The sequence below is a fragment of the Pseudomonas sp. LB3P58 genome (assembly GCF_054897895.1).
Genome location: NZ_JBUBVE010000001.1, coordinates 407,072 through 420,786, shown reverse-complemented (window position 1 = coordinate 420,786; position 13,715 = coordinate 407,072). Strand labels below are relative to the sequence as shown.

Genomic DNA, 13,715 nt, shown 5'->3' with positions numbered 1-13,715 from the left:
TTACTCCTCTGCCCCGGCAGCTGAATGCGAACTCATGTCCATCCCTTCCATGGCGGCCATTTCGTGCTCTTTCTTCTCGTGGTGCATCGGCTTGCCCGGATTCATGCCTTCGTACTTGTCGACGATGGTCTGGAACAGGTTCGGCGTGACCGAGGAGTAGAGCTCGACTGGGTTGTTCTGGCTTGGCTTGGAAAGGGCTTCGTATTCAGCTTTTTCAAGCTGTTTAGGTGCCTTTTTGACTTCGCTGACCCAGGCGTCGAAATCTTCCTGAGAGGTGGCGATAGCTTTGAATTTCATGCCGGTGAAACCAGCGCCGCTGTAGTTGGCGGAGATACCGTCCATTTCAGCGTTCTGGTTGGCGATCAGGTGCAGTTTGGTCTGCATGCCGGCCATCGCGTAGATCTGGCCGCCCAGGGCCGGGATGAAGAACGAGTTCATCACGGAGTCGGAAGTGATCTTGAAGTTGATCGGCGTGTGCGCCGGGAACACGATCTTGTTGACGGTGGCGATGCCTTGCTCTGGATAGATGAACATCCACTTCCAGTCCAGCGCGACCACTTCAATGGTGATCGGCTTGACGTCGGACTCCAGCGGCTTGTAAGGATCCAGCGCGTGGGTCGACTTGTAGGTGACATAACCCAGGGCAATGATGATCAGCACTGGAACAGCCCACACCGCGATTTCGATCTTGGTGGAGTGCGACCATTTCGGCGTGTAGACGGCGTCGGTGTTTGACGCGCGGTATTTCCAAGCGAACAGGAAGGTCATGATGATGACCGGAACCACGACCAACAGCATCAGCAGCGTTGCGGTGATGATCAGGTTTCGCTCGTCCAGGCCAACCTGGCCCTTGGGATCGAGCAAGGTCATGTTGCAGCCTGACAGCAACAACGTGCCGATCAGCGGCAATAAGCCTAGTAGTCTGGGGTACCTGTTTTTACTCATCTCACGACCTCTAAAGCAGCTTGCGCAATGCAGTTGGGTTTTGATCGCCAACACTTCACCCTGCCAAGGGTTGGCATTTTTCTTGGATTGAATAAGTGGCTGCCCGTCGCGCGTCAGACGCTGTTCGACAAATCCTGGGCCAGCGTTGAGTTCTTATTCGAATTCGTGGTCAAAGGCCTTGTTACAGACCAATTCCATTTGGTGCGGATAGTTGGAAGGCACCGACACCTGGGAGTCGCATGAAGCCAACCGGCCTCTCGACGCCCTATTCCTGCTCAGGGATGAGCAGTGCCGGGAATTCAGTGCGGGCGATTGTAGATATGTAACGTTTTATAAACCATGTCTCATCCCGAAATAATTTTTATCCATTCCAGCAACAATCATTCACGGTATTTGCAAAAGTGCGCCATGGTATCGAAATTAATTCTCAACAAAAACACCAAAAATTGTAGGTCTACCTCAGGCAGTTCAGACAGTATCGAAGCCTCTGCTCCCTCCTTCGACCCTGCCAAAGCCCCCATGTGACAAGGGCTTCGGCAATTCGCCAAGGCCTGTTAAAACTGCCTGTTCCGGATTTTTTGGGTTGAAGTTGCCAGACGCTAAAACAGGCCAATTTTGTTGCGTAGTCATGTACCAATTCGGCGCCCTGAAATGCCTTGCGACACTCCCGCTGTGACAACATGTCGCACACGTGCCACACCCATACTTGTCGCGCATCAAGGTCATTTAACCTGTGCCCTGAAATGCAAAACGCCCCGGCCCCATCAACGAGGGCCCGGGCGTTTTTTTTTGTGCAGCGATGCGGCGGATGACTTCAGCGCAGGGCTTTGCGGTTACGCGAAGTGAGCAGCGGCACCAGCACCACGATCAGCACAAAAGCTAGCAGCGCCCATTGTGCAAGCGACAAACCGAGGATCGGCGGGTACGGCGTGGAGCAGAAGCCGTCGACCTGGAAGCCCAGCGGGAAGATCTTCGCCAGTGGCAAACCGTCGACTATCGGTTGCAGTACATCGATGCCGCAGCTGACCGCCGGATAGAACTGGGTATAGACGTGATGCCCGGCTACTCCGACGCCTGCCAGGGCGCAGATCACCACCAGGGTTTCAAATACTGTGATGCTGCGGCGGGTGCGCATGGCCGCGCCGATGAACGCGAAAAGCGCAATCAGCAGCAACGCATAACGCTGCAGGATGCACAGCGGGCATGGCGCCTCGCCCAGAACAATTTGCATGTACAGCGCGCCACCGATCAGCGCCAGGCAGATGATGCCCAGCAACACCAGATAGCGCCGTTCACGGCCCAACCGCATCGTTTCCTCGCTCATTGCGTTTCCCTTCTAAATATCGATTGCCCAGAAGTCTACACGCTGACCCTGACCTTTGAGAGTCCGGCGCGCACAGTTGGGTATCGGGGAATAGACGACGAGCCGGTTAAGAAGGGATTAAATTCGGGCTATTTCCAGAGATTTGCATGATCCCACGACCGCATCGCCAGCAGGCTGGCTCCCACAGTTGAATGCATTCCAAAGTGGGAACCAGCCTGCTGGCGATGCGTTTGATCAGTCGCCGTAGATATCAGACTTGAAGTACTTCTCTGAAATCTTCTGGTATTCGCCACTGGTGCGAATGCCGTCGATGGCCGTGTTCAGCTCGGAGACCAACTCAGTGTTGCCCTTGCGCACCGCAATCCCGGCGCCCTCGCCCACGTATTTCGGATCCTTGAGCTCCGGCCCGACAAAGGCATAACCCTTGCCACGCGGCATCGTCAGGAAGTCATTCAGCGGGATGGTGTCGGCAAAAATGGCATCGAGGCGACCGGCAGCCAGATCCATGTAGATCTCTTCGTTGTTGCCGTAACGCTTGACGTTGATACCCTTCGGCTCGAAAACCTCAGTGGCGTAACGGTCAGTGGTGGTTGCGCGCTGCACGCCAACCGTCTTGCCCTTGAGACTGGCGTACTGGTCATCCACGACCGCGCCGTCCTTCATCACCAGACGCGATGAGGTGAAGTAGTACTTGTGGGTGAAATCCACCGACTTCTTGCGGTCTTCGTTGATGGTCATGGACGACAGCGCCATGTCGATTTTCTTCACTTTAAGTGAAGGAATCAGACCGTCGAACTCACCTTCGACCCAGACGCACTTGACCTTCATCTGCGCGCACAGGGCATTGCCGATGTCGTAGTCGAACCCGACAATCTCACCTTTATCGGTTTTGGACGCGAACGGTGGATAAGCCGCTTCGATGCCGATGCGCAGGGTTTTATCGGCGGCGAACAGGCTGCTGCACGCCAACAGGCTCAGGGCCAGACCGGTGATGAGGGGGAATTTCTTCATGTTCGTTCTCTCGCGGGTTGTTGTTGGTTTGGCAAGACAGAAGAAAGAGCAGAAACGGGCAAGGCCTTTTTTGTACTTATAATTCCATACTGGACTTTTATGTATAGACCGTCAATCGGGGCTCTTGAAGATGTGGCCGCCGATGGTCGGGAGGTCAATCAGTGGGAAATGGGGTGATGCAGATGGCCTCTTCGCGAGCAAGCCCGCTCCCACATTAGATCTGCGTTGCATGGAGATTAAATGTGGGAGCGGGCTTGCTCGCGAAGGCGGACTGACAGTCAACGAAGAACTAATTGGTTGCTTACTGCTTCCAGCGATCCGCCGCCGCATGATCGCTGTCGCGCCCTTCGACCCAACGCGCCCCGTCAGGGGTGTTTTCTTTCTTCCAGAACGGTGCGCGGGTTTTCAGGTAGTCCATGACAAAGGCGCAGGCATCGAACGCGGCCTGGCGGTGGGCGCTGGCGGCGCCGACGAAGACGATCGGCTCCCCCGGCTCCAGGGCGCCGATGCGATGCAGCACTTCAAGTTTGAGCAGCGGCCAGCGCTGCTCGGCCTCTGCGGCGATCTTGGCGAGGGCTTTTTCGGTCATGCCCGGGTAGTGTTCAAGGAACATCCCGGCGACGTCGAGTCCGTCATTGAAGTCGCGAACATAGCCGACAAAACTCACCACAGCACCGACGCCCACATTGGCGGCATGCATGGCGTTGACTTCAGCACCCGGATCGAACGCCGTGGATTGCACGCGAATCGCCATGGCTCAGCCTCCGGTCACGGTCGGGAAAAAGGCCACTTCATCGCCATCGCTCACCGGCTCATCGAGCTGACACAGATCTTCGTTGCGAGCGCACATCAGGTTTTGCTCGCTCAACACTTCGGCACCGTCACGCTGGGCCAGCAGCGCTCGCACATCGTCGACCGAGGCGAAATCACCTTCAACCTTCACTGAGTCCACACCGAGCGCTTCACGGTAACGGGCAAAAAACTTCACGGTGACGTTCATGGTTGATCCGCCTGGAAATGGCCGCTCTTGCCGCCGAGTTTCTCCAGCAGGCGCACGCTTTCGATAGTCATGCCGCGATCCACGGCTTTGCACATGTCGTAGATAGTCAGCGCGGCGACGCTGGCGGCGGTCAGGGCTTCCATCTCCACGCCGGTTTGTCCAGACAACTTGCAGCGCGCGACGATGCGCACGGTGTCGTCACCTTCGGCACTGAGCTCGACCTTGACGCCGGTGAGCAGCAGCGGATGGCACAGAGGGATCAGATCGCTGGTTTTCTTCGCGGCCTGAATGCCGGCGATACGCGCCACGGCGAACACATCACCCTTGGGGTGACCGCCGCTGACGATCATCTGCAGGGTTTCGGGCAGCATGCGCACCAGCGCTTGGGCCGTTGCTTCACGGAACGTCACGGCTTTTTCAGTGACGTCGACCATATTGGCGCGACCTTGGGAATCGAGATGAGTCAGCACAGGGATACTCCTGATCAGGAGCCCCGATTGTAAACCTGTGGGTCAAAATTCCGCACGTTTGATTATCGGATCACCACAAGCCCGCTCCCACAGGGGATTTGTGTTGGGCATAAAAAACCGGGCGGCCTGTGAGGCCGCCCGGCTTTGGTGAAGGTTACAAATGCGATTCGGCGTATTCGGCCAGAATCGAACGTGGCACCCCTTGCAGGGTGATGTGCACACCGTTGGGGAAATCCTTGAAGCGTTCTGTCAGGTACGTCAGCCCGGAACTGGTCGCGGACAGGTAAGGGGTGTCGATCTGCGCCAGGTTGCCCAGGCACACCACTTTGGAACCGGCGCCGGCACGGGTGATGATGGTTTTCATCTGGTGCGGCGTGAGGTTCTGGCATTCATCGATCAGGATCAGACTCTGCTGGAAGCTGCGGCCTCGAATGTAGTTGAGGGACTTGAACTGCAACGGCACTTTGCTGAGGATGTAATCGACGCTGCCATGGGTGTTTTCGTCATCCATGTGCAAGGCTTCGAGGTTGTCGGTGATCGCGCCCAGCCAAGGCTCCATTTTTTCCGCTTCGGTGCCGGGCAGGAAACCGATCTCCTGGTCCAGGCCCTGCACGCTACGGGTCGCGATGATCCGGCGATAGCGTTTGCTGACCATGGTCTGCTCGATCGCCGCCGCCAGTGCGAGGATGGTTTTACCGGAACCTGCTGCCCCGGTCAGGTTGACCAGGTGGATATCCGGATCGAGCAAGGCGTACAGCGCCAGGCTTTGATAGATGTCACGCGGTTTCAGGCCCCAGGCTTCCTGGTGCAACAGGGGTTCCTGATGCAGGTCGAGAATCAGTAGCTTGTCTTCCTCGATCTCCTTGATCCAGCCGACAAAGCCCTGTTCATCGATGATGAACTCGTTGACGTGTACCGCCGGCAGGTTGTCGATCAGCTGTACCTGGTGCCAGGTGCGGCCATGATCCTGACGGGTGTCGACATTCCTCACTCGGTCCCAGAAGGAGCCGGTCATGTTGTGATAACCGTTGGGCAGCAGCGACACGTCGTCAACCAGTTGGTCGGTGCTGTAGTCCTCGGCCGCAATCCCGCAAGCCCGGGCCTTGAGGCGCATGTTGATGTCTTTGGTGACCAGCACCACGGGCAGCTTTGGTTCTCGCGCGTGCAGGTCGATCAACTGGTTGATGATGATGTTGTCGTTCAGGTGCTCGGGCAGAATGATGTTCGGTTCGGCACGTTTGCTCATCAGAATTGACAGCAAACCCTTGGGACCACTCTTGCCACGCTGGATCGGTACGCCGAGCTCGACGTCTTCAGGACTGGCATCGCCCAGAGTCTTGTCGATCAGGCGAATCGCCTGACGGCATTCCGCAGCCACGCTGTGATGCCCGCTCTTGAGCTTGTCGAGCTCCTCAAGCACGGTCATCGGGATGGCGACGTGGTGTTCTTCGAAGTTAAGCAGGGCGTTTGGATCGTGAATCAATACGTTGGTATCGAGTACATAAAGGATTGGCTGGTTGGAGGAAGAACTACGTCCGTGATCATCCATACTCGGTCACCTTTGTGGGAGCCAGTCGACGCAATACCGTGACAGTGCTGCGCCTCGAAGTGGCCACCGAATTCACCTGCGGGGACTCAAGTGAACTGCATCCATAGCTGGGTCTTGGAAGACGCCACCTGTGTTGCAGGTTTCGGCGGTCTGTCTTCGTAATACTCTAAAACCTGTGACAGAAAAAAGTACTTTGACGTTTTTTTGAAGTTTATTTTTCAGAGTGACCAATAGCACTAGGCGGATTGCCATCACCCCGTTAAAGTCGGAAGTCCGCCTGCACCGAATTCTCGCCCAAAACCACCCATCCCCCAATGTTTACGGCCTTTCGCCGTTTTCAGCGAAACGCGTCCTGACAGTCTTCCCAGCCGATTCCGCTTTGCGCCGTTTGCGTGATGAGCCAAGGCATCGCCGTTTTCAGCGCATCCTGCTTCACGTTGAAGTTGATCACCCCGTGGCGCCACAACAACATCAGGCTCAACACCCGTTGCGCGCTCTGATTGGCTTTTAGCTTGCCCGCACCGTCCTGGGCATCGATATCCCACAGCGCCACCAGCAAGCCCTGGGATCTGAAAAATCCTTCAGCGTCAGACCGACGCTGACCATCGGGCGGCCGAAACAATGGCACGTAGTTCTCGGGCAGTTTGCTTTTGACCAGTTCGGCGCTGCGTCGTACCGAATCCTGCCAGTCCTGCCAGTGGCTGTGGGAGCGAAATTCCCAGCCTTGCGCGCCAATGCACTGCTTCGAGTACGTCGCTTGCAGGCTGGCTACCGAACGATCGGCCAGACGGGCCTGGATGTCCTTGCCCAGAACGAAGAACGTGCCGGTCATGTTCGACTTGCGCAAGTATTCCGTGGCCCAGGCGGTGTTATCCGGCGCGGCATTGGCGGCACTGTCGAAGGTCAGCAAAAACAGCCGGTCATGCATCTGATCACCGTTGCGCTCATAGTCGCCAAAACGATCGACTTCGCTGCTGGTTTGCGGAAACAGCGCTGCCTTGCGTAATTGCTCGTCCAGGTACTGGGCGTGGAACAGTCGGCTCGGTTCGGCCCACTTTATGTAGTAGCTCTCATCGCTGACCTGAAACTTGGCGGCTTGCTGGCGCAGGGTGTCCATGTCCTCGACCAGGAAACAGAAGGAGGCATCCTGATCGCAGCTCTGCTGGGCGTAGTTGTAGTTGGTCAGCAGTCGCTGCCACATGCGCTGGCGCAGGTTGTTGATCGATTCCAGATTGACCGTGCGCAACCCCAGGCGCTGGGCCAGGCTCACTTCATCCAGGGATTCGCTGGCCAACAGGACGCGAGAAAACATGAGGATCTCGGCCCGTGATGCCACATCAAACAGGGTCGGGCTGTTGAGCTGTTCAGGCCAGGTGCTGCGATCAAGCGTCGCCACATCGCCCGACGCCGCCATGGCACCGAAGCTCAACAGCCAGGCCGAGAATAGAAAAACGATACGCAATGGGATGTCTCCATAACAAAACCCGCGCGGCACTATATCGCGGGAAGATCAAAAGATCGCAGCCTCGCTTCGCTCGACAGCTCCTACAGATGTACGCGCACTGTAGGAGCTGTCGAGCGAAGCGAGGCTGCGATCTTGTTCCATGACACCACCGATCACCTATGACGCTCATAGCTGGAGTCAACAAGGACAACCCCCTAGAATCGCCCCCACGATTAAAGGAGACGACTTCATGCTGATGGTGATTTCCCCCGCCAAGACCCTCGATTACGAAACACCGCCGGCGACCCAGCGCTTCACCCAGCCACAATACCTCGACCATTCCCAGGAGCTGATCCTGCAATTGCGCGAGCTGGCCCCTGCGCAGATCAGCGAGCTGATGCACGTCTCCGACAAGATCGGCGGGCTCAACGCCGCGCGTTTCGGCAGCTGGACCCCTGCGTTCACTCCGGAAAACGCCAAACAGGCACTGCTCGCCTTCAAGGGTGACGTCTACACCGGGTTGAATGCTCAAACTTTCAGCGAGGCCGATTTCGATTACGCCCAGCAGCACTTGCGCATGTTGTCCGGCCTGTACGGCCTGCTGCGCCCACTGGACCTGATGCAGCCGTATCGACTGGAGATGGGCACCAAACTGGCGAATGCCCGTGGCAAGGACTTGTATGCCTTCTGGGGCACACGGATCAGCGAATGGTTGAACGAAGCCCTGGCCGATCAAGGCGATGATCTGCTGCTGAACCTGGCCTCCAACGAGTACTTCTCGGCGGTCAAACGCAACGCCCTGAACGCGCGCATCATCAATACCGACTTCAAGGATCTGAAGAATGGCCAGTACAAAATCATCAGCTTCTACGCGAAAAAGGCCCGCGGCATGATGAGTCGCTTCGTCATTGAAGAGCGCATCAACGACCCGCAAGCCCTCAAACAGTTCGACGTACAAGGTTATCGCTACAGCGCCGAGCAGTCTAAACCGGACAATCTGGTGTTCCTGCGCGATCACGCACCCGAGTAAACACCCGGTTGGCGCACGCCTCATTAACGGGTCGTGCGCCACGTCCAATCGTTCAACAATTCCCCGCTCCATTCGTCACTTTACTGACGTCAAAAATCAATCACTCGAATTTCTAACTTTAGTTTCACTCGACTTTGCTGATTTTTTTCAGTAGTGGCACTGAATTTTTTTATCGGTAGTGGCACATAACTATCTAATCCGACAATAACCCTATGTATCAAGGGCGAAACAGGTGTTGCTATCAATATGAAAGCAGTGCCATCTTTTTCAATATTTCAAGAAATTTCAGAAATCGCGATGGGCGGACTGGAACTATGTCCAGATGCGTCGCTCATACCACCGGTAACCATTCTCTCTGAGCTTGTACGAGATAACTTACGCAGAGAAGAGATTCACGTAGCGAAGTTGTCACATTAACTTCTGCAGACTGATCCCTGATTTGGGCAACACATGAAGGACAGGAGATAAGCATCATAAATATCCCCTACAAGGCCAAGGCAGCGCCCCTATAAACGTGCTCACCTGAGCACCCAACCGCTTGATTTACGGGCTTCTGGCCTGGCATTGAGCGCGCAAGACCTTTGCATGAATGTCTTCTGATTAGAAGGCCTGCTGCATAACAGGGCACGCCATAACAATAAAAGCCTAGTTGCGCACATCTTGAGTGCACTTATTTAGACACTCGGAACTTATATGCCTGCACGCGGCATTGTGACGCCTTTAAGGCGCACTTCCGAGTGCACTACGACCGCTGAACACCATTAACTCCGGCCATGTAATGGCTTGATAAACACAGAGGTAATTGCGATGCGCATCAGCATATTTGGTTTGGGTTACGTCGGCGCAGTATGTGCCGGTTGCCTGTCTGCACGGGGCCATGACGTCGTTGGCGTCGATGTTGCCAAAGACAAAATCGATATGATCAACGCCGGTAAATCGCCGATCGTTGAACCGGGTCTGGGCGAGCTTCTGCAGAAGGGTATCGAGACGGGCAAATTGCGCGGCACGACCAACTTCGCCGAGGCGATTCGCGACACCGACCTGTCGATGATCTGCGTCGGCACGCCGAGCAAGAAGAACGGCGACCTGGAACTGAACTACATCGAAGCCGTGTGCCGCGAGATCGGTTTTGTCCTGCGTGACAAGACCACCCGTCACACCATCGTGGTTCGCAGCACCGTACTGCCAGGCACTGTGGCAAACGTAGTGATCCCGATCCTCGAAGACTGCTCCGGCAAGAAAGCCGGTGTCGACTTCGGTGTTGCGGTGAACCCTGAGTTCCTGCGTGAAAGCACCGCGATCGCCGACTACGACCTGCCGCCGATGACTGTTATCGGCGAGTTCGACAAGGCCTCGGGCGACGTTCTGCAATCGCTGTACGAAGAACTCGACGCTCCGATCATCCGCAAGGACATCGCAGTGGCCGAGATGATCAAGTACACCTGCAACGTGTGGCACGCCACCAAGGTGACGTTCGCCAACGAGATCGGCAACATCGCCAAGGCCGTCGGCGTCGATGGTCGCGAAGTGATGGAAGTGGTCTGCCAGGACAAGACGCTGAACCTGTCCCAGTACTACATGCGCCCTGGTTTCGCGTTCGGCGGTTCCTGCCTGCCGAAGGACGTTCGCGCCCTGACCTACCGCGCCGGTTCCCTGGACGTGGAAGCACCGCTGCTCAACTCGCTGATGCGCAGTAACGAGTCCCAGGTGCAGAACGCCTTCGACATCGTTTCCAGCCACGGCAAACGCAAAGTCGCCCTGCTGGGTCTGAGCTTCAAGGCCGGCACTGACGACCTGCGCGAAAGCCCGCTGGTGGATCTGGCAGAAATGCTGATCGGCAAGGGCTACGACCTGAGCATCTACGACACCAACGTCGAATACGCCCGTGTCCACGGTGCGAACAAGGATTACATCGAGTCGAAGATCCCTCACGTCTCGTCCTTGCTCAACGCCGATTTCGACGACGTGATCAACAACTCCGACGTGATCATCCTCGGCAACCGTGACGAGAAATTCCGCGCCCTGGCGCAGAACGCTCCACACGGCAAGCAAGTGATCGACCTGGTCGGTTTCATGTCCCAAGCCACTAGCGTAAGTGGCCGGACTGAAGGCATCTGCTGGTAACAAGCGGCATCGGGAGGGTTTGCAGGGCTCACAAAGCCCGCAACCCTCCCGGCTTTTTCGCCTGCCTTAACCCCATCGGGCCACCCCACAGGCTCGCCCGAGATAGAGACGGATGCAGATTATGCACAGGCTAAAGCACGGCCTACTTCAGGCCGCCGGTTGGCTGTTTTACTTAAGTATTTTGATGGGCATCGCCATGGCGTTGCCTGCGTCCACGTTCGACTCCGAGTCGAAGGACTTCATCTTCCTGATCGGTATCGTCGGTATCTGGCGCTACTCGATGGGTGCCACGCACTTTTTGCGCGGCATGCTGTTTCTGTACGTGGTCTACCCGCACCTGCGGCGCAAAGTGCGCAAGCTGGGTAAAGCAGCAGACCCGTCCCATGTGTTTCTGATGGTCACCAGTTTTCGTATCGACGCGCTGACCACCGCCCAGGTCTACGCCTCGGTGATTCGCGAAGCGATCGACTGCGGACTGCCGACCACCATGGTCTGCTCCATCGTGGAAATGTCCGATGAGAAGCTGGTGAAAAGCCTTTGGGCCAAAATGAATCCACCGGCTCGCGTCAAGCTCGACTTCGTGCGCATTCCCGGCACCGGCAAGCGCGACGGCCTGGCCTATGGTTTCCGCGCCATCTCCCGCCACCTGCCGGACGACCGCGCAGTGGTTGCAGTGATCGATGGCGACACCGTGCTCGCTGAAGGCGTCGTGCTCAAGACCGTGCCGTGGTTCCAGATGTTCGGCAATGTCGGCGGCCTGACCACCAACGAGTTCTGCGAAGTGCGCGGCGGCTACATCATGAGCGAGTGGCACAAACTGCGCTTCGCCCAGCGCCACATCAACATGTGCTCGATGGCCCTGTCCAAGCGCGTGCTGACCATGACCGGGCGGATGTCGGTATTCCGCGCCACTGTGGTGACCAACCCGGACTTCATCGCCGACGTGGAAAGCGACTCGCTGCAACACTGGCGCCTGGGTCGCTTCAAGTTCCTTACCGGTGATGACAAGTCGAGCTGGTTCAGCTTGATGCGCCTGGGCTATGACACGTTTTATGTGCCGGACGCCGCCATTCACACCGTGGAACACCCGCCGGAAAAAAGCTTCATCAAGGCCAGTCGCAAACTGATGTTCCGCTGGTACGGCAACAACCTGCGGCAGAACTCCCGCGCCTTGGGCCTGGGGATGAAACGTCTCGGCCTGTTCACTTCGGTGGTGCTGTTCGACCAGCGTGTGTCGATGTGGACGTCGCTGCTGGGCCTGACCGTCGCGCTCATCGCCAGCTTCAAGTACGGCATCGCGTTCATCCTGGTTTACCTGCTGTGGATCGGCATTACCCGCCTGATCCTGACCGTGCTGCTGTCTTTGTCCGGTCACACGATCGGCCCGGCCTACCCGGCGATTCTCTATTACAACCAGATCGTCGGCGCGCTGGTGAAGATCTACGTGTTCTTCCGCCTCGACAGACAGTCCTGGACTCGCCAGCCCACCTCCCTGACCCGTGATCTCGCCAGCTTTCAAGGTTGGTTCAACACTTGGTCGTCTCGGACCATGACCTTCTCCGCCGGCAGCATTTTTGTTGCTGTGCTGCTGATGATGGTCTGACCGAACTCGCCTGAATTAACTAGGAAATCGTCCATATGAATACCGCCGTCAACGCCAACGTAGTGCATGAATCAGAAGCCCAGCGCCAGCACGCCCGGGTAAAAATCCCGGCCAAGCTGCGCTTCTACGGTCCTGACCGGACCCCGGTAGAAGCTCGGGTCATCGACCTCTCCGCTGGCGGCCTGGCTTTCAACGCCGGTCAGCTGCCACTGAAGATCGGCGACGTGTACAAGGCTCGCCTGCAGTTCGTCATCGATAACCTCGGCCTGGCCATGGACGTCGAGTTACTGGTGCGCTCCCACGACCGCGAAACCGGTCGTACCGGTTGCCAGTTCCAGAACCTCGAATCTCAGGACATTTCCACCCTGCGCCACCTGATCACTTCTCACCTGGCCGGCGACATCGTCACCATGGGTGAAGTGCTGGCCACCCTGCAACGCGACAACTTCACCAAGGCGCGCAAGAACAAGGATGGCGGCCACGGCATGACCCCGTTCGGTCGCCTGCGTGCAGTGACCTTCAGCTTCGCGATTTTCCTCGTCGGCCTGACGGCATTCGGCTTCATCTTCAAGTCGGTGTACAGCATGTACTTCGTCAGCCACGCCCAGGCCGGTCTGGTCAGCGTGGCGGGCATGAACATCACCATGCCGCGCGATGGCACCGTGCAGAGCTTGATCAAGCCCGACGGCGTTGCGGCCAAAGGCGCCCCGCTCGCGACCTTCAGCACCAGCATGCTCGATGTGCTCAAGGGCCATCTTGACGACAATCAATTACAACCGGCCAAGGTTGAAGAACTGTTCGGCAAGCAAATGACCGGCACCCTGACGTCGCCGTGCGATTGCACCGTAGCGCAGCAAATGGTCGCCAACGGTCAGTACGCCAGCAAGGGTGACGTGATCTTCCAACTGGTGCCGCGTAACAGCGAAGCCAACGTTGAAGCGCGCTTCTCCTATCGCCAGTTCGGCGACGTGCTGCCAGGCAGCTCGGTCAGCTTCCAGATCGCCGGCGAAGACAAAACCCGCTCCGGCACGATCATCAGCAGCACCAGCCTGAAAAGCGCCGACCTGTCGTCCGACATCCGCGTGCTGATCAAGCCTGACGAGCCGCTGGACAGCAAATTCGCCGGTCGCCCGGTTGAAGTCAACGCCACCCGTGGTCCGAACCTGAACTGGCTGATCGACAAAGCCATGGCCGCCGGTCGTTAAAAACAAGAGG

12 protein-coding genes are annotated in these 13,715 nt (G+C 57.2%); 4 read left to right on the top strand and 8 right to left on the bottom strand.

What is annotated here, in order from left to right; translation table 11 throughout:
- The 8 genes from cyoA to ACYZTZ_RS01845 all read right to left on the bottom strand — a co-directional run bounded on the left by cyoA (window position 1) and on the right by ACYZTZ_RS01845 (window position 7,761).
- Window positions 1-945: a ubiquinol oxidase subunit II gene (gene cyoA / locus ACYZTZ_RS01880; protein ID WP_461997039.1), complete on the bottom strand. Its 945-nt coding sequence runs from the start codon at window positions 943-945 to the stop codon at window positions 1-3.
- A gap of 814 nt (window positions 946-1,759) precedes the next feature.
- Complete coding sequence (locus tag ACYZTZ_RS01875) at window positions 1,760-2,269, bottom strand: disulfide bond formation protein B (RefSeq protein ID WP_033061033.1); 510 nt, start codon at window positions 2,267-2,269, stop codon at window positions 1,760-1,762.
- A 234-nt stretch (window positions 2,270-2,503) separates the two neighbouring features.
- Complete coding sequence (locus tag ACYZTZ_RS01870) at window positions 2,504-3,280, bottom strand: ABC transporter substrate-binding protein (RefSeq protein WP_056743107.1); 777 nt, start codon at window positions 3,278-3,280, stop codon at window positions 2,504-2,506.
- Window positions 3,281-3,581: 301 nt separating this feature from the next.
- Complete coding sequence (gene moaE / locus ACYZTZ_RS01865) at window positions 3,582-4,034, bottom strand: molybdopterin synthase catalytic subunit MoaE (protein ID WP_461997038.1); 453 nt, start codon at window positions 4,032-4,034, stop codon at window positions 3,582-3,584.
- 3 nt (window positions 4,035-4,037) lie between these two features.
- Entirely contained in the window at window positions 4,038-4,280 is a 243-nt protein-coding gene (locus tag ACYZTZ_RS01860; protein WP_046045948.1) for a MoaD/ThiS family protein, read from the bottom strand.
- Complete coding sequence (gene moaC, locus ACYZTZ_RS01855; protein WP_033061025.1) at window positions 4,277-4,750, bottom strand: cyclic pyranopterin monophosphate synthase MoaC; 474 nt, start codon at window positions 4,748-4,750, stop codon at window positions 4,277-4,279. Before moaC ends, ACYZTZ_RS01860 begins: the two co-directional genes overlap by 4 nt.
- A 154-nt stretch (window positions 4,751-4,904) precedes the next feature.
- Complete coding sequence (locus tag ACYZTZ_RS01850) at window positions 4,905-6,299, bottom strand: PhoH family protein (RefSeq protein ID WP_046045946.1); 1,395 nt, start codon at window positions 6,297-6,299, stop codon at window positions 4,905-4,907.
- A 337-nt stretch (window positions 6,300-6,636) separates the two neighbouring features.
- Window positions 6,637-7,761 carry a polysaccharide deacetylase family protein gene (locus ACYZTZ_RS01845; RefSeq protein ID WP_461997037.1) on the bottom strand — a complete coding sequence of 375 codons (1,125 nt, stop codon included), beginning with the start codon at window positions 7,759-7,761 and terminating at the stop codon, window positions 6,637-6,639.
- A 232-nt stretch (window positions 7,762-7,993) separates the two neighbouring features.
- Here ACYZTZ_RS01845 and yaaA point away from each other — a divergent pair, with 232 nt between their 5' ends.
- The 4 genes from yaaA (at window position 7,994) to ACYZTZ_RS01825 (ending at window position 13,705) form a co-directional block, all read left to right on the top strand.
- Window positions 7,994-8,773 (top strand): peroxide stress protein YaaA, encoded by a 780-nt coding sequence (gene yaaA / locus ACYZTZ_RS01840; protein ID WP_461997036.1) that lies wholly within the window; start codon window positions 7,994-7,996, stop codon window positions 8,771-8,773.
- Between the two features lie 807 nt (window positions 8,774-9,580).
- Window positions 9,581-10,897, top strand: a complete 1,317-nt coding sequence (locus ACYZTZ_RS01835; protein ID WP_123365359.1) for a nucleotide sugar dehydrogenase — start codon at window positions 9,581-9,583, stop codon at window positions 10,895-10,897.
- 121 nt (window positions 10,898-11,018) lie between these two features.
- On the top strand, window positions 11,019-12,500 hold the full coding sequence (gene alg8, locus ACYZTZ_RS01830; protein ID WP_442965796.1) for a mannuronan synthase: 1,482 nt from the start codon (window positions 11,019-11,021) through the stop codon (window positions 12,498-12,500).
- A 35-nt stretch (window positions 12,501-12,535) separates the two neighbouring features.
- Window positions 12,536-13,705 (top strand): alginate biosynthesis protein Alg44, encoded by a 1,170-nt coding sequence (locus ACYZTZ_RS01825; protein ID WP_461997035.1) that lies wholly within the window; start codon window positions 12,536-12,538, stop codon window positions 13,703-13,705.
- Window positions 13,706-13,715: the final 10 nt, after the last annotated feature.